The organism is Rubritalea sp., assembly GCF_051252225.1.
GTDB lineage: Bacteria > Verrucomicrobiota > Verrucomicrobiia > Verrucomicrobiales > Akkermansiaceae > Rubritalea.
The window spans coordinates 141,683-163,814 of sequence record NZ_JBPOGE010000001.1; the positions used below are offsets into that span (position 1 = coordinate 141,683).

General features: G+C 44.5%; 22 protein-coding genes and 1 pseudogene. 6 read left to right on the top strand and 17 right to left on the bottom strand.

Going from position 1 to position 22,132, the window contains the following annotated elements:
• Positions 1 to 2 precede the first annotated feature (2 nt).
• Complete coding sequence (locus ACSHX2_RS00645; protein ID WP_435689576.1) at positions 3 to 734, top strand: RsmE family RNA methyltransferase; 732 nt, start codon at positions 3 to 5, stop codon at positions 732 to 734.
• Here the strand turns inward: ACSHX2_RS00645 and ACSHX2_RS00650 are convergent.
• Both ACSHX2_RS00650 and ACSHX2_RS00655 read right to left on the bottom strand, forming a co-directional pair.
• A complete protein-coding gene (locus ACSHX2_RS00650; RefSeq protein WP_435689578.1) occupies positions 727 to 1,794 on the bottom strand; it encodes a glycosyltransferase family 4 protein in 1,068 nt (355 codons plus the stop codon). The genes ACSHX2_RS00645 and ACSHX2_RS00650 overlap by 8 nt on opposite strands.
• A 14-nt stretch (positions 1,795 to 1,808) precedes the next feature.
• Complete coding sequence (locus ACSHX2_RS00655; protein WP_435689580.1) at positions 1,809 to 2,381, bottom strand: YrbL family protein; 573 nt, start codon at positions 2,379 to 2,381, stop codon at positions 1,809 to 1,811.
• 353 nt (positions 2,382 to 2,734) lie between these two features.
• On the opposite strand from ACSHX2_RS00655, the gene ACSHX2_RS00660 reads away from it, so the two are divergent.
• A complete protein-coding gene (locus tag ACSHX2_RS00660) occupies positions 2,735 to 4,543 on the top strand; it encodes an ABC transporter ATP-binding protein (protein WP_435689582.1) in 1,809 nt (602 codons plus the stop codon).
• Between the two features lie 263 nt (positions 4,544 to 4,806).
• Here ACSHX2_RS00660 and ACSHX2_RS00665 read toward each other — a convergent pair whose 3' ends face one another.
• From ACSHX2_RS00665 to ACSHX2_RS00675, 3 genes are read right to left on the bottom strand one after another with little or no spacing between them, the layout of a single operon-like run.
• A complete protein-coding gene (locus tag ACSHX2_RS00665) occupies positions 4,807 to 5,916 on the bottom strand; it encodes a hypothetical protein (RefSeq protein ID WP_435689584.1) in 1,110 nt (369 codons plus the stop codon).
• Positions 5,891 to 6,391: a hypothetical protein gene (locus ACSHX2_RS00670; protein ID WP_435689586.1), complete on the bottom strand. Its 501-nt coding sequence runs from the start codon at positions 6,389 to 6,391 to the stop codon at positions 5,891 to 5,893. The genes ACSHX2_RS00665 and ACSHX2_RS00670 overlap by 26 nt, the downstream gene beginning before the upstream one ends.
• Complete coding sequence (locus ACSHX2_RS00675) at positions 6,388 to 6,792, bottom strand: thiol-disulfide oxidoreductase DCC family protein (protein WP_435689588.1); 405 nt, start codon at positions 6,790 to 6,792, stop codon at positions 6,388 to 6,390. Before ACSHX2_RS00675 ends, ACSHX2_RS00670 begins: the two co-directional genes overlap by 4 nt.
• Positions 6,793 to 7,031: 239 nt before the next feature.
• Here ACSHX2_RS00675 and rfbB point away from each other — a divergent pair, with 239 nt between their 5' ends.
• Positions 7,032 to 8,048: a dTDP-glucose 4,6-dehydratase gene (gene rfbB / locus ACSHX2_RS00680; protein WP_435689590.1), complete on the top strand. Its 1,017-nt coding sequence runs from the start codon at positions 7,032 to 7,034 to the stop codon at positions 8,046 to 8,048.
• Positions 8,049 to 8,380: 332 nt separating this feature from the next.
• Here the strand turns inward: rfbB and ACSHX2_RS00685 are convergent, their stop codons facing one another.
• Together ACSHX2_RS00685 and ACSHX2_RS00690 are read right to left on the bottom strand one after the other, a co-directional pair.
• Positions 8,381 to 8,659 (bottom strand): hypothetical protein, encoded by a 279-nt coding sequence (locus ACSHX2_RS00685; RefSeq protein WP_435690213.1) that lies wholly within the window; start codon positions 8,657 to 8,659, stop codon positions 8,381 to 8,383.
• Entirely contained in the window at positions 8,574 to 8,930 is a 357-nt protein-coding gene (locus ACSHX2_RS00690; RefSeq protein WP_435690215.1) for a DCC1-like thiol-disulfide oxidoreductase family protein, read from the bottom strand. Before ACSHX2_RS00690 ends, ACSHX2_RS00685 begins: the two co-directional genes overlap by 86 nt.
• Positions 8,931 to 9,373: 443 nt before the next feature.
• On the opposite strand from ACSHX2_RS00690, the gene ACSHX2_RS00695 reads away from it, so the two are divergent.
• Positions 9,374 to 10,114 (top strand): sulfotransferase family 2 domain-containing protein, encoded by a 741-nt coding sequence (locus ACSHX2_RS00695; RefSeq protein WP_435689592.1) that lies wholly within the window; start codon positions 9,374 to 9,376, stop codon positions 10,112 to 10,114.
• Between the two features lie 164 nt (positions 10,115 to 10,278).
• Here the strand turns inward: ACSHX2_RS00695 and ACSHX2_RS00700 are convergent, their stop codons facing one another.
• From ACSHX2_RS00700 to ACSHX2_RS00720, 5 genes are all read right to left on the bottom strand, one after another.
• A complete protein-coding gene (locus ACSHX2_RS00700) occupies positions 10,279 to 11,127 on the bottom strand; it encodes a glycosyltransferase 61 family protein (protein WP_435689594.1) in 849 nt (282 codons plus the stop codon).
• A 246-nt stretch (positions 11,128 to 11,373) separates the two neighbouring features.
• The gene (locus ACSHX2_RS00705; RefSeq protein WP_435689596.1) at positions 11,374 to 12,066 is read right to left on the bottom strand and encodes a hypothetical protein; all 693 of its coding nucleotides are present in this window, start codon (positions 12,064 to 12,066) and stop codon (positions 11,374 to 11,376) included.
• Between the two features lie 24 nt (positions 12,067 to 12,090).
• On the bottom strand, positions 12,091 to 12,915 hold the full coding sequence (locus ACSHX2_RS00710; RefSeq protein WP_435689598.1) for a hypothetical protein: 825 nt from the start codon (positions 12,913 to 12,915) through the stop codon (positions 12,091 to 12,093).
• A gap of 33 nt (positions 12,916 to 12,948) precedes the next feature.
• A complete protein-coding gene (locus tag ACSHX2_RS00715; RefSeq protein ID WP_435689600.1) occupies positions 12,949 to 14,136 on the bottom strand; it encodes a glycosyltransferase in 1,188 nt (395 codons plus the stop codon).
• On the bottom strand, positions 14,133 to 14,765 hold the full coding sequence (locus tag ACSHX2_RS00720) for a sulfotransferase family 2 domain-containing protein (RefSeq protein ID WP_435689602.1): 633 nt from the start codon (positions 14,763 to 14,765) through the stop codon (positions 14,133 to 14,135). Before ACSHX2_RS00720 ends, ACSHX2_RS00715 begins: the two co-directional genes overlap by 4 nt.
• A 632-nt stretch (positions 14,766 to 15,397) precedes the next feature.
• Between ACSHX2_RS00720 and ACSHX2_RS00725 the strand changes: the two are divergent.
• Positions 15,398 to 15,769, top strand: a pseudogene (locus ACSHX2_RS00725) (glycosyltransferase family 2 protein).
• 538 nt (positions 15,770 to 16,307) lie between these two features.
• Here the strand turns inward: ACSHX2_RS00725 and ACSHX2_RS00730 are convergent.
• From ACSHX2_RS00730 to ACSHX2_RS00750, 5 genes are all read right to left on the bottom strand, one after another.
• Positions 16,308 to 17,267: a glycosyltransferase family 2 protein gene (locus ACSHX2_RS00730; protein WP_435689604.1), complete on the bottom strand. Its 960-nt coding sequence runs from the start codon at positions 17,265 to 17,267 to the stop codon at positions 16,308 to 16,310.
• A gap of 32 nt (positions 17,268 to 17,299) precedes the next feature.
• A complete protein-coding gene (locus tag ACSHX2_RS00735) occupies positions 17,300 to 18,433 on the bottom strand; it encodes a glycosyltransferase (RefSeq protein ID WP_435689606.1) in 1,134 nt (377 codons plus the stop codon).
• Positions 18,434 to 18,437: 4 nt separating this feature from the next.
• Entirely contained in the window at positions 18,438 to 19,262 is an 825-nt protein-coding gene (locus tag ACSHX2_RS00740) for a glycosyltransferase family 2 protein (protein WP_435689608.1), read from the bottom strand.
• 17 nt (positions 19,263 to 19,279) lie between these two features.
• On the bottom strand, positions 19,280 to 20,362 hold the full coding sequence (locus ACSHX2_RS00745; protein ID WP_435689610.1) for a glycosyltransferase: 1,083 nt from the start codon (positions 20,360 to 20,362) through the stop codon (positions 19,280 to 19,282).
• An 87-nt stretch (positions 20,363 to 20,449) separates the two neighbouring features.
• Positions 20,450 to 21,331: a lysophospholipid acyltransferase family protein gene (locus ACSHX2_RS00750; RefSeq protein ID WP_435689612.1), complete on the bottom strand. Its 882-nt coding sequence runs from the start codon at positions 21,329 to 21,331 to the stop codon at positions 20,450 to 20,452.
• 103 nt (positions 21,332 to 21,434) lie between these two features.
• On the opposite strand from ACSHX2_RS00750, the gene ACSHX2_RS00755 reads away from it, so the two are divergent.
• Positions 21,435 to 22,121, top strand: a complete 687-nt coding sequence (locus ACSHX2_RS00755; protein ID WP_435689614.1) for a TrkA C-terminal domain-containing protein — start codon at positions 21,435 to 21,437, stop codon at positions 22,119 to 22,121.
• Positions 22,122 to 22,132: the final 11 nt, after the last annotated feature.

The following is a 22,132-nucleotide window of genomic DNA, read 5'->3' on the forward strand; positions in this document are numbered from 1 at the left end:
ATATGAATTCGATCAACCGCTACTATCTTCCGGCTGAGCAATGGAGCTCATGTGAACTCGTACTTAAGGGTGATGAGGCTCATCATTGTGTCCGAGTGCTTCGTCAAAAAGTGGGGGATTGGATAGTCGTGTTTGATGGCGAGGGGAGCTCTGTGAAATGCCAAATAGTATCTGCAGATAAATCTCGCGTGGTGTTAGAGCCAGATGGAAAAGTGGAAATGCAGGCGCGAGGTCTCGAGCTCCATCTGTGTCAGGCTATTCCCAAGGCTGGGAATATGGAGCTGATTGTTCAAAAGGCGGTAGAGCTAGGCGTCGCGAGTATTCAGCCTCTTTCTACGGAGAATACCGTGGCGAAGGCAGATGCAAAAAAAGTTCAGAAGTTGCAACGTATTGCGCTCGAAGCATGCAAGCAGTGTGGTCAAAATTGGCTACCGGAAGTGAGCGATGCCGTTTCCGTTAAAGCTTGGTTAGAGCAACGTGAAAGACACGAGTTGGAAATAGTCGCTGCTCTTGATCCACGTAGTGAGGATATGGCTACAGCTCTCTCTGGTAGTGGAACTATTAGCTCTGCGAGTTTACTGGTCGGCCCCGAGGGAGACTTTTCCCAAAACGAATACGATGCTGTGATCACGTCTGGATTTAAGCCCGTGAGTCTAGGGAATATTGTTCTCCGAGTCGAAACGGCAACTCTCTATTGCCTAAGCGTGATGCGCTATGCTTTGAGATCTAACTGAACTTATTTTGCAGTTCGCGGAAGTACTGACAGAGTGCGGCAGCTTCTTGTTCGATCGTGTACTTTTCTTTGATGAGCTGATGCCCGCAGGCTCCCATTTCGGCTAGCTTGGTTGGATTCGTGAGAAGTTTCGTTAGCGCTGCACGTGTCGCGGCGACGTTACCACAAGGGACTACGCTGCCGTCTACTCCGTCTCTCACGACGTCTTTCCAGGCGCCAGCCTCGCTTGCGAGAACGGCGGTTCCGCTGGCCATGGCCTCGGGTGCTGTAAGTCCGTAACCTTCGTTGCGGCTGAGGGCGGCTACTAGTGACATGGCTCGGAAGAGTTTAGGGGTTTCTGAAAATGGTTGTTTGCCGAGTACTATGACTCGTTCACTGAGTCCTGCTTGTTTGACTTTCTCAAGTTGCTCTTCGAGGAAGGTCTGGTGGCTCGGTGTGGTTTCGCCAACAATGACCACTGTTGGAGCTGGGTTTTCCATGAGGATTGGAATGATAGCGTCAATGAGGATATCGAGTCCTTTTTGTTTACGGATTCTGCCAAAAATGCCGATCCCATATTCACCGGGTAGATTGAGTGCCGCCCAAGCAGCTTTTTTGTCCTCTGCTGGATAATAGGTCTGAAGGTCAATTCCGTGAGGGATCGTGACATCAGCAGGCTTATCTAAGTATGAACCGGCCGCGCTGCAGGTGGTGATAATGCCATCCATTTGGCGCATCAGCCATTTCGTGAAATTTGAATGCTGTCGCTGTGCTGTGGAGGTGAATGTGGGGATGATCTTTGCTCCAAAAACTCTTTGGAGCAAAAGGGCTTGGATCATTTCATCGTTACGACGCGCATGAAAAATTCGCCTTTTTTCGTTGGGAAGAGTTTTTTTACAGAGTTTTGCGACCTCCGAAAAGCTCATGTATGGAGCGCTTCGGGGTAAGTGATGTTTCCCCATAACAGCTAAGGACATAAGTTTTTGCTGGTGAGGCAAAACTTGTAGCATGGTAGAAGTGACTCCCGAAAATCGTTTATTTGAGTTCCCTAGGATGAGTTCGAGTTTCTGTGTCTCAGTCATACATTAGGATACGCTTAATGAGTTTTTCTAGGAGAGTTCTGGGGAAACATCTCAGGGATGTCTATGGAGTTACAGAGGGAATTAAATTTTCGAATCAGTTTTTTATTAAGAAGAAATCGAGAATAATCACAGATTCGCACAAAATCCGAATTTCCAAAGCCATCAATAATCCAGAGTTCATAGTCTGTTTTTGATATCCAGCGAACCAGAATATTTCTGGCATGAAAATCGCCAATTGCAGCACCTCGTTTTAGTAATGAGTGATACATTTGGAATAGTTTTTCCGTTAAAATATTTGAATCGAGAGTGAGGACTTCTTTTTCCAATATTCTAGAGATTGAATTATCGGAATTGCGGACAATTTTAAAAATATAGCCTAAACCCAAATTGGTTTGAACAGTTCCATGGTAAGCAGAAAGGAAGGGGAGGGCGTCTTGGTGTTTTTTTAAATAGTAGAGCTCTCTATTCAAGGCTCGTTTGTGGAATAAAGGTTTACCCAACTTGATGCATAAATTCGGATTGTCAGGGTGGGTATATACTTTTCTAAATTTGCCTTCTGATAGAAAATCTTGCTTGGTGAGTTTCATTGCTTGGACGATAGTTCAGGGGGGTAGACTGAGTACAGTTACTTTGATGGGTAGGAGTAAGTTGTGAGTGAGTATCCTCTTTTTTTAGGGAATGCGAGGCAAAATCTGTGTGAGAATGGCCGTGTATTATTCGATCTTAGCTCAGCTTATCCTTATGGTGAAGCTGCTGTGGCTTTTGAACCAGTGAGTACTAAAAGAAATTGGCGCTGCTTACCAGCTAGTTAAGTATGGGGGAATAGGGCAGACATTTAGGTTATAAATATCTATTATTTGAGTCTAATAAGCTGCGCTTTGTTGTCGTATTAGAGGCTTGCTAATCCGCAGGCGAGAAAGCATCGTTCACTCACTTCACTATGAAGAAATTTCTTCCATATTATAAACTATTCAAGCCTGTTCGGCTGCAATTTATTCTAGGCATTATCTGTGGTTTGCTTGCAGGTATATCAAGTGGTGCGGGGTTACCATTGATATCGAGGTATGCCTTTCCTCTGATTTTTAAAAGTAAGGAGACGGGCCAGGTGGCTGAGACACCTGACTGGATGCTCAAAATTACTAGCTTTATAGGGATTGATGTGCCGACTCCTGATCAAGTGCTTTTGGTGGCATGTAGCTTGCTGCCAGCCATTTTTATTATCCGTAACCTTACTCGCTACGCGAACTCATTACTTATGAGTTACGCTGGGATGTATGTACTAGAAGAATTGCGGATTATGACATTTGATCGCTTGCAGCGTTTACCGTTGGCGTTTCATAAACGTCATAAAGAAGGGGATGTGTTGACGCGTGTGATGGGCGATACGAGTCAAATTAGGCAAGCGCTTTTCAAAGTTGCTAGTGACATGCTGATTCAACCAGTACAGTTGATCTCTGCGGTAGGAGCAGTGATTTATATGTCGGTGACGACCGATGGGATGGTTTATATTCTCTATGCTATTGCGAGTATTCCTGTGTGCGTTTTTCCGATTCGATTCCTTGGTAAGGCTCTTTACAGAAAGGCTCGAGACACTCGGGCTAAGGGAGGGGATATCACCGCAATCGTAAGTGAAAATTTAGCATCTCAGCAAGAGGTGCGCGCTTACGGGATGGAAGATGGGCAGGTTGAAAAGTTTAGAGCTGATTCGGTAATCATGCGCGGACTCCAGCTTAAGATGGTGAAGTACCAGAGTTTGATTTCACCTTCTGTGGAGGTGATGTCTACGTTAGGCATAGTGTTTGCTATCTACATTGGCGCACAGCAGGGTTTTACCTTAGAAGTGTTCACACCCATTTTACTGGCACTGTACTTTGCATATGAGCCTGTGAAGAAGTTGGGAGCTATTTCTACTAGTATCCGTAAGGCTGAAGCATCTCTCGAACGTGTAGAGTATATTCTTCATTCAGAGGATTCGATGCCTGAGCCTGAAAATCCCGAGCTAATGGAAAATGTGCAAGGCGAAGTATGCTTTAGTAAGGTTAATTTCTCTTATGACAGCGACCCGATTTTGGCCGATATTGATTTAAATGTGCAAGCTGGTGAAACCGTGGCATTGGTTGGTCCGAGTGGTGCAGGGAAGTCTACATTTGTGTCGTTGTTGCCGAGGTTTTATGATGTGAGTGAAGGCTCATTAACGATTGACGGATGTGATGTGCGCGATGTGTCAAAGCGGAACTTGAGAGATAATATAGCTATTGTATCACAAAACCCATTGCTTTTCCGAGGTACGATCGCCGACAATATCCGCATTGGGAAACCTGGGGCTAGTGACGACGAGGTCATAGCCGCGGCTAAGCATGCTCATGCTCATGACTTCATCATGGAATTCCCTGAAGGTTACAACAATGCTGTGGGAGAGCGTGGTGATGGACTTTCTGGTGGGCAGAAGCAGCGAGTGGCAATTGCGCGAGCTTTTCTTAAAGATGCTCCGATCTTGATCTTGGATGAGGCAACGTCTGCGTTGGATACCGAGAGTGAATCTCAAATTCAACAGGCTCTCAAGGAGTTAACCAAAGGACGCACCACGTTTGTGATTGCCCACAGATTTAGCTCTATTCGTGATGCCCAACGAATCCTAGTATTCAATAAGTATCAAGACGGCGGACGAATCGTGGGGGATGGCTCACACGAGGAGCTCTATGAGAACTGTCCTCTGTATAAAGATTTGTACGACAAGCAAAGTGGATAGAACTTAGCGCCCATATAGTCCTAAGCTAAGGCATTGAAGCAACAACGAGACTCAAAGCCTACGATGTTTTCCCATATTATATAATTGAGGGGCTTTGAGTGCACATTATCTACCGGCTAGGACGGATTGGTAAAAGGTAGCCTGTGTCGAAGCTTTACCTCAACTGGACCAGAGTGGCAGGTGGATTCCCTCCTTTAGTGAGTATTTTGGTTAGCGACAAGAGTTAACCTCTGTCAGGCGTAGCCATTTATTTAGGGGGGGTATTAAAGTGGAGCTGGGACTCGTTTCTGTTGAAGCCAGAGTTCTAGACACTTCCAACATCCTAGTGCTGAGAGAGTACACCACATAAGAGGCTTCACATAATAACTATCAACGACTCTATAAATCAAAAGATTAGGAGCAGGAGTGAGGTTCCACATATAAAGTAGAGACCAGATGGTGATCCCTATCGTGACTAGTGAAAAGATCAAGTAAACCTGCTTTTTGTAGAAAAATGTGACTAGAGAAGCGGGTATGAGGAAAGGTAAGTAGCATAATGTGTTCCCTGTGAAATTAATATTAAGAAGTAGTAAATTACCTAGGTGAAAGAGACACGCCATAGTGAGCCAGAGTCGCCAAATTAGAGGTTTGCCACTCAATAGAAATAGCAATGGCGAGAGTTCAAAGACCACAGCCATGTAGTCGAGAGCTTCGATAAACCATGGGTGAAAGTGGGGGACCATATCGGCTAGATATTCTGTGCGCCCATTGTTGAGGTAGCCACTATAAAACCATCTTAGGAAGCCACTCTCACTGAGGTCGAGGTCAATCCAATTGAGCAGCTTGGGATATCCCGCTGAGAACATTCCGAATGAAAGGGCTAGCGCGAGCAGAGCTTCGGGACGGATGGGCGAGAGGGTGTCGATCAGGCGAGATCGGATATTTTTGGCCCGCACAGTAGCCATGCCAAGGCAGATGATGGCCAGTGGCGCCATAATAGTATGATCGATTTTACCTAAGCTGTACCTAGCGCTATTCAGTATGAAGTAACTGAGGCAAAAGAGGACGAGAGAGCTGCGTGGGAAGCGAGAAATCCCAAGACTGCCAATGGAGATAACTAAAAGACTTTGCAGTATAGTGATCAGCATGGAACTAGGGAAGCCGCTCCATAGGATGGCCATTGAAAGTGGCGGTGGATCAAAAAGAGCGTCAGGCAGGTCGCTGATCCAGCTATAATTTGAGTTGAGAAATAAAAAATAAAAGAGCGCCACTGCGAGGCATCCCACTTTTAATTCGGCATTGCTCAGGGCTGTGGCTTTCTGGATATTACTCCAAAAGGTCTCATGCCACTTTGATAGCTTTTCCTTCTTATCGGAGCTGATAGATATCTTCATTGACTATTTCCTCTGAAATTATTTTTCCAGTTGATTTGCTGATTTTGACTTTGATTTTAGAAACCTCTAGTGTGACGCAATCTTCTCCTAGTTTTTTTCTATACCACTGTTTGCATTCAGCGACGTTACTCTCCGTAGCGGCAGCAGCTTTATAGGGCCATTTACTATGCTTTTTGACGAATTCGATCCGATCAATCGTTAAGCCTAAATCATTGTCGATAATGTATTTGGCAATGCGTGATGGAGCTGGAGCAGATAGCTGTCTTAGTTCTACCTCTTTCGAAACTCCCACAGTATCTGTCGCAATACAACGATAGAGGGTAGCGCTAACTGACTCGTCATCAACTGATGTGGTGTTCGCACCACCTGGCATAAGAACGGCAGGATAGATTTCTCTTAAAGAATCCTTCAACCAAAAGGGGATGAAGAAGAATAGAAGTAATCCGATTGTGTAGCGGTAGGAAGGAGTTCTCATGAATCGAGGAAGCGGGCACGCTCGTTGTTGCTCGGGATGCGGCAGGCACTGTTGAAGTTTTTAGAAATCATGTGCCTGTTTTTAGCAATGAGTTTGTAGACAGTATCCCTGAGGAAGGGAGGGATGAAGCGGAAGGTGCCGAGAATGTTCACGGGGGCGCGACAAATTGTGAATGCATAAAGCACCGCTGAACTGTCGCCGTATATCGTGCCGTTTTTTAGTAAGTAGGAGCTTTGAAGGTCTGGTTCCTGCTTGTGTTGAGAAAATATTTCTTTAGCTAGCTCGGATTGGAGAGGGCAGAAGTACAGGGCGCTGTCATCAGAGTAGTCCATGAGGAGGTTGACTGACCGGTTGCAGAATCCGCACCCGCCGTCGTAAAAAAATATGCTACGTGTTTCCATTGAATTAACTCTAGTAATCGGGTTCTTTTTACATTTTATTGGGTTAATTTGTGCGGGATATTTAGTGCTGTCAACTGTGGACAAGAGGAGTTTAGAGTTCATGGAGAAGTTGCTGCAATGAAGGGTTGGTTCCTCTGCCCGTTATGCTAAGAATTTAGGCGTCCAATGGCTATGATAGAGTATAACTGGCGAGGCTCTGATAGAGCAATAAGGTTACGGAGGAACGGCATCTATAGATTATGAAAATTTTTGTAACCGGTGGTGCCGGTTTTGTTGGTTCGGCGCTAATTAGGTATCTGATCAATCAGACAAACAATGAAGTCGTTAATATCGATAAGTTAACGTATGCGGGGAATCTGGAATCACTTGCTGATGTCTGTGAATCCACACGTTACTTCTTCGAACGAGTTGATATCTGTGACGCTGAGAAAATTGAGGATCTCTTTGCTAAATATCAGCCTGATAAGGTTATGCATCTAGCCGCCGAATCCCATGTCGATAGATCGATCGATTCCCCTAGAGAATTTATCAAAACCAATGTCATCGGCACCTATGTGCTGCTTCAGGCAGCGTTGGAATATTACCAATCTCTTGATGCGAAGCAACAGGGAGGGTTCCGTTTTCATCACGTGTCCTCTGATGAAGTCTACGGGGATTTAGCCGATGGAGGATTTTTTACTGAAGAAACTCCTTATGGGCCGAGTTCGCCTTATTCCGCTAGTAAAGCATCGGCAGATCATTTTGTTAGAGCGTGGGGGCGTACATACAATCTGCCAATCTTAGTTACTAACTGTTCAAATAACTATGGACAGTATCAGCACTCGGAGAAGCTGATACCCTTGACTATTTTGAAAGCCTTGAGTGGTGAGAAAATCCCCATATACGGAGATGGTTCGCAAGTGAGAGATTGGCTCTATGTCGACGATCACGCAGAGGCTTTGTTCAGAGTACTTCTTCACGGGGAGGTTGGGAGTACCTATAACATTGGAGGGAATTCAGAGCGTAAAAATTTAGATGTCGTTCTAGCTATATGCAAAATATTGGATGAACTAGCACCCGAAAATCTTGAGAATGGGGAATCCTTCGCTGAACTTATTGAATTTGTGAAAGACCGTCCAGGTCATGATCAGCGGTATGCGATTGATTCCACAAAAGTTCAGCAACAGCTGGCATGGAGTCCAAGAGAAAACTTCGAGACTGGTCTTAAGAAAACGGTGGTGTGGTACATGATCAACACTGGTCGATATCTTCATTGACTATTTCCTCTGAAATTATTTTTCCAGTTGATTTGCTGATTTTGACTTTGATTTTAGAAACCTCTAGTGTGACGCAATCGTCTCCTAGTTTTTTTCTATACCACTGTTTGCATTCAACGACGTTACTCTCCGTAGCGGCAGCAGCTTTATAGAGCCATTTACTACGCTTTTTGACGAATTCGATCCGATCAATCGTTAAGCCTAAATCATTATCGATAATGTATTTGGCAATGCGTGATGGAGCAGATAGCTGTCTTAGCTCTACCTCATTCGAAACTCCCTCAGTATGTGTCGCAATACAACGATAGAGGGTAGCGCTAACTGACTAGTCATCAACTGATGTGGTGTTCGCACCACCTGGCACAAGAACGGCAGGATAGATTTCTCTTATTGAATCCTTCAGTAAAAAAGGGATTAAAAAGAAAAGAGGTAAGCCAATAGAGTAACTGAAAGAAGGTGCTTTCATGAATCGAGGAAGCGTACGCTAGGGCTGGGGCGGGCAGGCGGCAGGCGTTGTTGAGTTTTTTAGAAACGGCATGCCGATTCTTTGCGATGAGTTTGTAAACGGCATCTCTCAGGAAGGGCGGGATAAAGCGGAAGCACCCTAGGATCTTTACGGGAAAACGGCAGAGCGAGAACGCGTGGAGTACGGCAGAGCTGTCGCCGTAGAGTGTGCCCTTTTTCAATAGGTAGGAAGTAGGAACTTTGTAGGTCTGGTTCTTGTTGGTGCTGGGAGAAGATGGATTTTGCGAACTCAGATTGAAGGGCGCAGAAATAGAGGTCACCCACCTCGGTGTGGCCCATGATAAAATTGACCGAGCGATTGCAGAACCCGCACTCGCCGTCGTTAAAAAATATGTTGCGTGTTTCCTTTGAACAAATCTACTTACATAGAGAAATGGGAATAAGCTGTTGTCGAAGCCCTAGATTGTCAATAGCACATAGGATGATGAACAGTAAGCGTCTTCAAATTGGGCTCGTAGTTGGATCTGAATCTTCAGGTATGCTCGGCGGCTAAGATTAACCTATCATCACCCGCACTTAAAATCAGAGTCATCCTTCCACCTGTCGATATACGCAAGAGCTTTGATGCTCTCACTGAGGTGTCTTTTCTTACGTTTCATTTGTCTGTTTTAGGGTGAATAAGCCACCGATGAAAAGTCAGATATTTCAATACGCTATTGGCCCCGTTTTACGGGATCTCTTTATTACGCTAATGGCTCCATTTTACGTGACCACTAGCGTATTGACTTTAATCCCATGTCCGAGTGGTTTTAATATTTAAGTGCTCGATTTTAGTACCCAAAGTGAACTACAATAGAGGCATGAAGTATTTCATCCATATACCTAAAACAGCCGGGACATCATTCGTCCAGGCATGTAAAAAATCACTACCTTCCGGTAGCGTTCTTACTCTCTACGGAAAGCATCTGACCTCTAACCATATTCGAGAGAGAATAAATTCAATGGAGGATTCGGAAATAAAAAATATACAATTGGTTGCTGGCCATCAAGTTTGGTACGGAATACACGAGCTTTTCAATGACCCTAATCCTGAATATATTACCTTTATGAGATCTCCAATTTCTAGAGTGATTTCTGACTACTACAAGATACTAAGAACACCTAAGAATGGTTTCCATGATAAGCTCGTATCGGGAAATATTACGTTAGATGAATATGTACGCAAGAGAGTGTCGCCTTTTATTGTAAATCATATGGCAGTATTCTTGGGTAGAAATAACGTTGATGACAATCATAATGCCAATTTATGCAAACGCCGAGATCATAAGCTCCTAGATCGAGGTTTGAGTAGACTCAACTCATTCTACTACGTTGGATTGAAAGAGTCTTATAAGGATGACTTGAAGAATCTTTCCGTTTTATTGGGGGCTGACATCCCGGCCATACACACAAATCGTCCCAATTCTGACCCAGAAGATCTACTTAGTGACATCACTCCATCGTTGCTCATCGAATTGGGTGAACTGAATGCTATGGATACGGTTCTTTACGACTATGCAAATATTCTTCATGAGAGACGTTTTATGGATCTATCAGAATAACCAAGCCATCGATAGAGCTGTCAGAATTTTGCCTAGAGCACAAAAGAAACGCCCTAAAACTACGATCTACTGACAAAATTGCGATTCATATTTAAGACCATCCCACACCGAGGCGCTAAACGAAGTGCCATTCGACGCTTACAAATAATAGATAGATTTGTTAGTTAATTTCTTCGATTTATAGCAATCGAGTGAGTCTTTTTTAATCTACGTATTAATGATTTAGGATTGACTTTGCCATGTTCCCCGTTTTGCTTAACACTTTGATAATCAAGCTTCATGCAGTTGGCTAAACGGATAAAATGCTGTCTAGGTTTTCGGAAATAAGGATCAATTTCAATCAACGAAGTATTGGGTCTACACCATATTAGGTTAGCTAGAGCAGCACCGTGCTGGGCAATAATAATATCAGCATTACTGAATAAAGCTATTTGGAAAGCAAGCGACTTGCCTTCAAGCGTAACACTCTTGATGTTCGGGAATTTAGCATAAGCAGAATTATATAATTCGTCGTAATTGGAGATTGAACGACGCCCTGTACCAGCGTCTTTTCTTTCACATGAATTCGATAAGTAAAAAGGGTGAGGTGGCTCCCTATCAATCATAACTATACATGGATGATCTGTTTTGTTATCAAAATTAAGCTCCTCTTTGAATTTTAGGATTTCTTCTGAAAGTGTACTTGTGATATATGAGACGGATTCAGAAAAATCTTCGTAGTTATAATATGCAGGAGAATCGAATCCTGGACGATCAATGCACGAATATTCATTCGTAAGTTCATTTGTATAGCGTATTTTTTCGTGCAAAGTTTTTTCTGAAATATTTATTATGCCTTGTTTGAAATGTAATAAATGTTCATCCATTATGCCACAACTTCGAATATATATATTTTTGTTTCCGCATTCTTTCTTGAAAAGGGCAAGAGGAATGAGGACGCCTAATAAGAAGTGATAGTAATGCTCAACTGAGCCTGCACGATTTTTAAAAGTAAGATGAATTTTTTTTCTCATTGTAGTAGGTATATTTTCTTGTGCTAAGATTGTTAGCGTAATCTCACTAAAATTAATGAACTTTAGGAGACCACTTCAGCCGGTTGTGGCGAGTGTCTTGGAGGCTTGCTGAATACTTCACAACGCTGATCTATAGCGGTATATGGTGATCACCAACCAGTGGTGTTTTTATAGGCTTGGATTTTGACGCCGAGCAATGAGGCTAGAGTGCCCCAGCAGCGTCCAGTTCTTTTGATGAGAGGTGGGTTATTTGGGTGACACATCAGTAGACCATTTGTTTTTAGTTTGTACTTTTTCTAGTCGACCGTAGACGGTGTTATGTAGCAGTATTTTTTGGGTTGCAGCCATAAATAGCTTTGATGAAATGCTGTCATCATCTAGATTTCCAACTCTTTTAGTGAGGTTTTTAATCATGTCACCTCCCCCTATTTTGAATGACGTCAGACCGTCGAATAATTCATAGAAGTCATTTTCTCTAAGGGGGGCATCTTTTTTAGAAGAGCAATCTCTTTCCGTTTCGTAGAGCTTCACGGTATTGACTAAAAAAGAGGTGGCTGTGGAGAGGGCGCGCTCTGATTTAGAACCATAATCACTTATGGTGTCGCATGTAGAAACGATCCAACGCAGGTTGAGTTCATTTAACAAGACTTTGTGATGAGATTGCCAGAGGGTGTCGAAGCGCTCTAGGTTTGTCTCGATATGGAGTTGCCTTCTGATGGCAACAATGAGAGATGCGTTGTATAGTGTTAGAGCACTACATTTAGAAAATTCTGAGGATATCTTGCTGATATGTTCATGGAGGTCCTCTGACTTCCCCTGGAAGATGAAAGGTTTAGAGTGAACGCGTGCGGTGATGATAGAGTCTAGGTTAGCCTCCTCATCTGATGAAATAATTCGAACTATTTCATCGATTTGATTTTTGTGTTTTTTAGAGAACAATGGATAGACGTGTTTATGTTAGATTCACCCTAGTAATTTGTGATATGATTCTTGGCCGATAAGTTTGAGTGATTTCATTTTGTTGATACATTTGAAATCACATTTGTAGAAATTTCTAAGATTTTTTACAGCTAACTCCGAGAGATCGGTAGTGTATTTTTGAGGAGCCTTTCTGGTCCATGTGATGGAGTCTGGTTTAAACTCAATAGATAGTTTTTCACAAAGACTTTTGAGGTCATCATTAAAGTTTTCTGTCGTGCCAACTTGTATGATTTTCTCTTTATTGTATTTCAAAAATTTTCCGTCATCAAGGTGCCAACCAATTCCTTTGTATAGGTGTTCTTCGGGGCGCTGCATTAATTCTATTGCGCGAGACTTGAGCGAATGGTTCTTACTGCTCAAGGATTCCGCTAAGGTATTTGCAGAATGGAACTCTGAGACGAGTTTGTCGTAGGCTGGATTAAAAGCATAGCCAGTGTCGATCTTCCTCTGAATTTTGGAGGGGGCTGGGCAGTTGTCGAGCGTCAGGATTTCGTTTTCTTGCAGGCTTTGGATCTCGAAATCTATGATTGCTTTGGAATGGTTGAAGGCTGATGTAAAACGTTTTATAGGGTTTCGGATCCAAATGAAATATAAGAACGGGGCTAGATTTGGAGGCTGCTTTCTATGGTACTCTTCGATATCGATACCATTGGCGTTGAGGTGATAGAGAACTGAAGTTCCACTGCATTTCCCAACGTGAACGAACTTGATGTTTTCTACAGTCTTCTTGATTTTGAATGGTCTGTTCTGGCGATAAAGAGTCTTCGGTGAATCAGAGTACTCTATCTCATAACTAGTCGGTTTCATAATAATTGGACAATTATTGAGGGTGAGTGTTAGTTAGAGGTTTTCTAGCTCGTTGAGTATGACTTTTTTTTCTCTCTCCCATGAAAGGTGCTGTTTGGCATAATGGTATGACTCCTGCGCCATTGCATTTCTTTGCTTGATGTTTTGAGTGAGTCTAATAATTGCATGGGTCATTCCATGAATATCATGTTCGTCCACGAGTAGGCCGCTGAATTCATGTTTGACCATACTGGGAATGCCGGAGTGGTTCGTTGAAATTACAGGCAGACCATTAGCCATGGCTTCTGATATGGCGACAGGTGCGCCTTCCTGATCTCCGTTCTCAGCCGTGACGCTGTGTTGGAGGAAAATGTCAGACCTCCTCATTTGCTCGATGACAGTAGATTGGTCAACTGAGCCCATGAAGCGTACCAGTTGTTCGGCTCCTTGTTCGGCTACATATTCCTGACATTGCTGGAGGAGCCCTCCGTCACCAATCATGGTTAAGTGCATGGAAGGGTGCGTTTCAGCAGCTTTCAGAAATGATTTGATAGTTAGTAATGGGGCCTTTTTTTCAACGAACCTGCCTACCGAAATACACTGAGTAATTTCAGAGTTAGAGGTCTTCTGGGGAAAGTTTTCCGGAATATCACTGCCGCAGACCTGGCTGATGACCTTTGGGGTAGTTACATCTAAAGATTCGAGGATGTTTTTTTGATAGTCAGTAGGTACGATGATTAAATCTAGAAGATTCGCTTTATTGTAATGCGCTTCACCCCATTCGCTCTTGGGGACCTGTGTGATGTCGTATCCGTGGCCTCTCGCCAGATGTTTTATGCCAAGTTCCTTAAATATAGGGTCAAGGTGGATAGCGTGATTGATGTATTGTGTGAAAGCGTGAGTGATTCCAGAATTTTTTAATTGAAGGGTGAAGTATTCCCTGAATAAGACGTTGTCCGACCATAGTCGTTTCCCTGAAGGAATAGGGTCAGCTGGAGGAAGTGCGGGCTTAGTCCTTCGGAATGGCAATAGAATTTTCTTGAGCGCATTCTTCCGCCTTTTTCTTATTAGAAACTCTTGTAACTTCTCAGCTTCGATGGAAATGAGGTTTTCCGAATTCCAATTTGATTCGATGATGTGCCGGCTGAAGACTGTAGCGCCAGCATGAAGGTCTTCGCAATATCTTCGGATAAAACTATTGTGTTGTAAGCCGTGTTGGTTAGTGAAAATACCTAATTTCATAGTTTTACCTGTGGCGATTTATTAAAAACGTAGCCAAATTCGCGAAAGTCTTCGGAATAAAAATCGTTAAATTTCGTTAGAGCTTTTTGTGTCCAGACTACTTGTGTTTTGTCCCCCGCGTTGATTTTTCCTTCCTGTGGGTTTAGGCTCCCTAGTTCTTTTTCGAGAATAGCGATGAGTTTAGGCATGCCATTCTCTAGTTTGAGGATTTTAAGACCAGGAGCAATAAAGTCGATTTGAGGCCTGAAGTGGCTTTTCATGTAATAAACGTCTTTTTTTGTCTCTTTAAGGGATTTTAAGAGCCATTTACTGAAGTCTTTTGGCGTGTGAGGGATTTTGTAGATTCTTTTCTGGTAGAAAAATTCGCTTTCAACTCTCTCATAGGGGTTTCTGACGATGGTGAAAGCATAGTCAAAATCTGAGGTTTCATAGTTCAAATCGAGCACTTCCTGATAAGTCAAATGCTGTGGTACGACCTTCATGAAAGGAGGTTGGTATTTATTAAATAAAAGCGGGGCTCCAAATTTATTAGCGAGTAATTTTTCAATAAAAGATCCAGCACATTTAGGGACGTGCACAAAGAGAATGTTCTTCGCTGGACTCTTATCGTTGGGTATATAAATGGGCATTTTATCAGGTGTAGAATGATTCTTTCAGTGCATGCATTACGGGTGATTAGACTGGTCCGAGTGGGCGGTGTCCTGCAGTGGCGGCTCCGAGATTTGTTGTGTTGGGTCGTGTTTCATGGTGAGATAGCTGGCCCCCGTAGTGAGGCGAGAAGCTACTCTGAACAGGTGCCGAGAGAAGACCGCTAAATTTGAGGGTGGGGGTAGGCACAAAACGTGTAAGATCTTGAGTGTTCGACATGGATATTGAGATGAAAAGTGGAGCTAGGAGCGGTTGTAAAGGCTGAGCATTGTTGGCGCTGGAATTGATAATGGCTTTTGATTGAACTTCGTCAATGAGTTGCTGATCAAAACTCTAGTGGTGAATAAGTTCACAGCAGAGCCATTAGGTCCTGACCTTATTATGTCGAGTCCTAGTTTAGGAATTGATGGAATACTGGGGGATTTGACTATTCCTGGATGGGGCTGGCTGGATTGTAGTCAAATGCTGAAGAGGGGGAGATACAGTGTGATGAGCTGCGTATTCACTTATGCTCTTTATAGAATGCCGTTGCGTGCGTACTCCGACAGATATGAGTTTATGCAACTGCCCACAGTGAGTACCGACGACCTGAGATATGATCCCTTTTGAAGACATGAATGTATTCGTTGTAATAAACAATTTTAACTATGCAGAGTATATTGGTGAGGCTCTAGAGTCGGTGTTGAGGCAGTTGCTGACGGCGCATGAAATTATCGATATTGATGACGGTTCGAGTGATCATTCAGTCAAAGTTGTGCGAGGGTTCGTGGATTTAGATCCTTGAATCAGACTCGTGCAGCAGGAAAATCAGGGGCAATTAAAGGCGGTACTCAATGGAGTGGGTTGTTCTACTGGCGACGTTGTCTGTTTACTGGATGCTGATGATGTCTACATGCCCAACCATCTTCAGGAGGAGGTCAGCACCTTTGAAGATTTTCCTAGACTGGGCATGAGGTTTAACGACGTAGAAACGTTCAATAATTAGGGACAACGAAAGAGGTGCCAGAATGTCAATTACTATGGTGATTTGGGGGGTACCTGTGTCGTGCAGTATGTGAGTAGGAAGTTCATAGGGAATGTCACTTCCTCTTTGAGCTCTAGCCGCTGTGCCACCGACAAGATTTTAAGGTATATGGATAGAGTGGAAATTGGAGCCTTAGGGCAGACAATTGCCTCATCTGGTTAGTTTCCCTATTGGGTCTAACAAAATTTAACAGCGATAAGATGAGTGTTGGTTACCGGGTGCATGGGGGGAATGGATTCACGGGTAAGGAGGTGACATTGAGACGGCGTATGGAGCATATTGTTGTCAATGCTCGTTTCTTCGCTTTAGCGGGTCAGAGCCTTGGGATTCATAGCTGGTTGCTCAAGAATATCTTGGCGGAATACAAAAATTCAACGGTGATACATCCTAAGCGGCTCGAGCTATACACTGACTGTTTAAGGTCCATCTATCTAAATGACTCGCAGAAAGGGAGATGGGTGGGAGAGCAGATGGCGAAATTTAAGCCGTAGCCAATAAACTAACAGCCTGTGGTGTTTTTATACGGGTTGATGTGATTACCAGTGGCGCTAGAGAGGAAGCCCCATAAGCGTGCAGCATTGCGCGTTAGTTTGATCGTTTTACGTCGACGAATCTCAGGGATGTAGAAGGTGAGAGCGATGGTGATGGTATAGAAAATGACGTCCAGTAGGTATTTGAGAGCCTTCGGTAAACCGAGTAGGACGACTGTTAGGTGGTTAGACTTTTTAGCTTTGAAGATGAACTTGTTGCTTTCGATACGGGCAAAACGCTGGAAGAACCATTTGAGGGTGGTTCGGCTTGCGGGGATGGTTTCGTAGACGCAGGCGTCAGGGGTGAATTTGATGACGGTTCCGTGGGCTTCTCTCGCTCGGTTGAAGAGGTCTTTGTCGGAGCCTCCGGTGAGGGCAAGGTTGGGGTCGAAGCGCATGTGTTTGCCGCTGGTTGAGAAAAGGTCTCGGGTCATGAGGACGTTGCAAGTGGAGACGACGTGTGGGACATGGCCTTCTTCTTTACCGAACTTCACGTCATGGAGGAGAGGTTCTAACAACCAGGGTTTATCTTCGAAGACATTAATAACTTCACCTTGGACAGCGTCTGATCCGCTTGCCACTTGGTACGCGACGAGCTTCGTGAGCCAGTCGGTGGTGGGGTATTCGTCGTCGTCGAGGAAGGCACAGTAGTCGAACCCCTCGTTGTCGGCTAGTTCGAGGATGACGTTTCGAGCTTGGGGTATACCGCGTTCAGTACAATCTGCAAATTGGTAGTCTATGCTAGACTTGGAGTTTTGATAGAACTCGATTAAGTCTTTAGGGAGAGGTGAGGTGTCGTTATTCACTACGATGCAGACGGCTTCTTGCTCAGGCTCTAGCTCGAGCAGAGCAATAAAATCGAGACAGCTTTTTAGCATCTGTGGACGTTGGTAGGTACAGACACCGACGAGAATTTTCGTGGACGACATAAATAGAAAAAGTAGGGTGAACCGGACAGCTGTTAGTTGCGAGGAACTCTGTAAGCGTTGAGGTGGATAATGGCTTTTGTGCTGGGTTCGTCAATGAGTAGCTGTGCGAAATTTCCCGGCTGAAGGTGCTCTAAATAGTATTGTTGAGCTGCGGCTCTCATCGATGCTACTTCTTCCGTTGGCATAGCGAGAGCGGTATCAATAGCTTGTGTGAGGCTAGTCTCATCGTGGTATGTGAGACAATGTATGCCATTGATGAGTGGTGGGGAGAGGTACTGCGGGTATTGGAGGATAGGGATGGCGCCGGCAGCAAGAGCTTCGATCAGGTTGTGGCAGAGTGGCATTTCTACGCCAGGACAAGCAAAATAGAAATCGGCTAGGGCTAGGGTCTCTATCCACTGTTCACTGGGGATTTTAAGGTCTTGGGTAGTGGCTATAGTGAGGGTTCTGCGCTGTTCAGGATGGGGGGCGAGTTCTTGAAGATCGAGCGGACGACGGACACGTCTAGAGCCAAGAAATTCCTCGGCGATTTGGAGTGCCTTGACTCGGCTGAGGACTTGGTATTTTTCGGCTAGGACAGGAGCATCGTATTTTGGCGATTTAGCATTTCCGGCGAAGATAATACTCATGGGACGCTGCTTTAAGTTGGGACTCTGTTGTTTGATAAACTCTGCTACTTGTTGGCTCTCATTGATTTCTGGGTGAACGAAGAAGGGGAGTTCAAAAGAATGGGCGCATTGTTGGGAGGCGCGGACCTGATCGTAGACCACGCTGATTACTTTAGCGGATGCAGAGCTGTAGAGTTGAGTGACATCAGTGAGGATGATTGAACAGTTCTGAGGGGGTTCACCCAGCTCTAAAATACTAAAAGGATGGTTTAGTAGGAGTTTCTTGCAGGCTTTTACCTGCATAGTCGCTAGAAACCGGAACCGGTTTGTGTAGGCAATGGAGAACCCTAGAGCTTCGAACTCCGTGACGAGGTGATAGAGATAGCGGCCTGTTACATTATCAATTTTGATGGAGGCAAAGTCGATGAGGCAAAGAGGCTTGTCAGTAGGAATGGGTTGAGCAAGCAGTTTGGTCTGGCTAGCTGAGCGTCTATGAGACGGTAGGATGTAGCTACGAAAGTGGCGGATAGAGTGCTCGATCTTTTTTCGTAATGACATGTTGTTAGGGGCGCTGGTCTTGTTTTAGGATTCCGTCTGGCGACCAAGTTATTTTATCTTGTACCGTTTGTTGTCGGATCGCCATATTCTTATTTAACTGTTCTTGGTCGATGTAGCCTCTAGCGTGATCCAGATGAATGAGGAGAGCGCGGTGCCTTAGTTGCTTGGATGTGAATCCAAGATTGAGAAGTCTTTCACCCATTTCGCGGTCTTCACCACCATATTGCATGGTTTCGTTATGACCATTGACCTCGAGGATTGCAGCCTTCCATGTAGATGCATTGCAGCCGTTCCAACTTGGTTTCGTTGTTGTTAAGGTGTCAGCAAGTTTGTCCCATGGTGGTGAGCAAGCGAGCTTGAGTCTACTAGAGAAGCTTTTGAGCCCCTGTTGTTTTAGCCATTTGGCATTGAATGCTCTCCCTGTGTCGATGTCCTCTCGGTTAATGCGTTTGCTCAGCTCCATGGGGAGTTTACAATAGCCGCCAGAGATGAAGTATTTAGGTTCAGCATGCTGGGCGTGGGTCTCGACGAAATCCGGGAGTGGGATGCAGTCGCCGTCAGTAAAGATAAGGTACTCGCCTCGAGCTTCCATCGTCGCAATATTGAGGATTTTACATTTTTGGAAGCCATTGTCAGGGTGCCAATAATGCTGAATTTCGAGTTTGGAACTGGTTGAATAATTCTCGATAAATGACTTGGTCTCATTGTCTGATCCGTCATCTGCGATGACGATGTCGAAGTCGCTGTATGTCTGATTCTCGTAACCCCAGAGGACTTTTTTTAACCACTCCGGGTTATTGTAGGTACTTAGAATTATAGAAATATGCATACGGTCTGAATAGGGTATTAAGCTTTTGGGTGCGGCACTCTATAGGCGTTAACATAGAGCTTCACCGTTGGATTCGAATCTTTTAGCATCTTGCTGCTGAAACGGCCAGGGGAGAGGAATTCCTCGTAGTATTCAAGGGCTCCTTGTCTGAGAGTTAGAATTTCTTCTGGGCTCGCTTGGAGTGCGTAGTTGACCATATCTTCCAGACTGGAAGCATCCTCGAAGATAAGACAATTCTTTTTGTGTTCGAGGTGTGGGGTAAGGTACTGAGAGTACTGGAGTATCGGGATTGTTCCGCAGGCGAGAGCTTCGATAAGATTGTGGCAGAAGGGCATGTGGACTCCTGGTGCAGCTAAGAAGAACTGAGCGGAAGACATTACCTTAAGCCAGAGGTACTGTGGAATTTTACAGGTTGGGTAGGAGGATAGAGTAAAGGAGGGGCTGAAGGGGGCTTTGTAGAGCTGCTCGAATGAGTCAGGTTGGTAGAATTGTTCTGTTGGCAGTGAGGTGCGTATGGTGTCGATACACTGGTGGCGGCTCAAAATCTGGTATTTTTCATTAAGCAATGGATGGTCATAGGTGGGGTGCTTAATGTTGCCGGCGAAGAGTATCTGAATAGGTCTTTCATTTTCAAATAAGTTAACCCTAGCAAGTTTGGAAATAAGCCGCTTGTCATGTACTCTAGGGTGAACAAAGAAGGGCAGGGAAAAGGCTTCAGCTTCTGAAGGAGAGGGGATACGTTCGTCGTAGATGACGGTAATTATCTTTTGAGTTGGATTGGCTGGCTGGATAGTCCGGTCAGTGACGACGATGCTTGCATTCGGATAGCTTATGGCTGAGTCAATGATGCTGAACTCGTGCTCTAATAAAAGTGTCTTATATGTTTTCTCCGTAAATGTAGCTAGGAATCGGAAATGCTTAGCATAGCAAATGTGATAGCCGAGAGCTTCGAATTCGGTGATGATGTGGTGCAAGTAGCGACCGCCGACGTTATCGATATGGATAGATTCAAAGTCGAAGATGCAGAGTTTTTTATCTGTAGGCAGACGGGTCGACTTGGAAATGGTTTTACGAACTGATGCACGGTGGGATGGCAGCATGTAGCTACGATAATGCCGGACTAGAGCTTCAATTTTTTTACCGAAAGTAGACATAGATGATGAAAACTGTAGTGATCCGTGGGGGGGTTAGACCCAGTAACGGTGAAGCCAGAATACATCGAGGAGGTCGGAGGAGAAGGATTTCTCGTAGCTCTTAGTGATGGCTTCCACGACCTGATCTTTTGTGAGTTTATCTGTTTCGGGGAGAGGGATTGGGCTAATAGTTATTTTCCAGTGGGCTGGACTTGTGGAGGTGACGTTAACCGAAAAGAGGGGCGCATTAGTACGAAGCTGGAGGACAGCCGGGAGCTGGCTCCGTGCTGATTGTTTACCAAAGAATGGGCGGTTTGTTTTGCGTGGTCTTCCAGAGCGCTGGTCAGCAAGGATACCTAGAACTCCACCTTCGCGTATAAAGGAACTTAATGTGCCTATTGAAGTGGATTTCGAGAACATTTGACACTTATACTCTGAGCGTTGCTTTGCTACGTAATCGTCAGCCACTTTATTATCCAGAGGTCTGTAGACTGCTCCGAAGTTTTCAGGGAATGGAGTGATGAGTAGGGCTATTTTACTAAGGATTTCCCAGTTTCCCATGTGAGCCAAGCATAGAATTGCTCCTTTTTTATTGATAACTAGCTCGCGGAATTCTTCTGAAACCTGAATGTCGACACACTTAGAGAGTTGCTTAGGTGGCATTCCGTAGGTTTTTAACGAGCAGGTGAGGTTTGCTATGTTACGTTGGAAAATAGATTCAGTAAGCTCGGGCGATGGTGTGATCGACGGAACGGACGCTGAGACAACTTGCATGTTGTAATCTACAACTTCCCGGCGCTTAGGCATCATGCGGTAGCAGAGAGTTCCAAGGCATTCACCTAGGTTCCAAGCGCTTTCTACTTTGATGAATCGGAAAATAGTATTCACCAACCAAATGGCAAAAAGAATAGGTAGGGCTGTAAGTTTGGAGAGCATGCTGGATCGGATTCTGGCAGTCTCCGTAGGATATTAGATTTGTCAATGCCTCGATGTAGTTGAGGGCTTGTCAGATATGGTTTGCTGAGCTTAGTTAGAGGGCATGTCATCTATGTTAGTGCTCATCCTCATCGTTATGCTTTCTTTAGTGGTAGTACGTTTTGGATCAAACGCATTGATCTTGACTGGAATGTCAGAGCAAGCGGCTAAATTTCAGGCTGCATCAGCATTCTTTGGAGTTGGATTTACTACTGCAGAAGCCGAGATGGTGATGCGCCATACTGTGAGGCGGAAAGTGGTGCTACACTTGATTATAGCAGGGAATGTGGGACTGACTTCAGCTCTGGCTACATTGATTGTCACTTTTGTGCAGAATGATAGTAATAATCTGAGTAATGGTGTGCAGTTTTTCATCGTACTTTTTGGAGTTGTAGCTGTTGCATTCTTATCGAATTGGAAGGTGATAAAAGGCCCATCGGACAAACTCATTTTAAAGACTTTAAAGGCCTCAGGAGTTGTGCGGGCAATGGACTATGAACTTCTTTTGAAAGTACAGGATGGTTATTCCGTGTCAGAAGTGGTGATTCACTCAGAGCATCCTTGGTGTGAGAAGAGCTTGAAGGAGTCAAGGCCTTCAGATTCTGGGGTGGTGATCCTGAATGTCCGTCACTATGATGGAGGTTTTACTGGGGCACCCGATAAAGACTTTAAAATCCATGAAGGTGATGAGCTTATGATTTATGGAGCTGATGAAGACGTTATGCGAATTGCTCGCAATCTAGAGGTATAAGGGGCCATAGA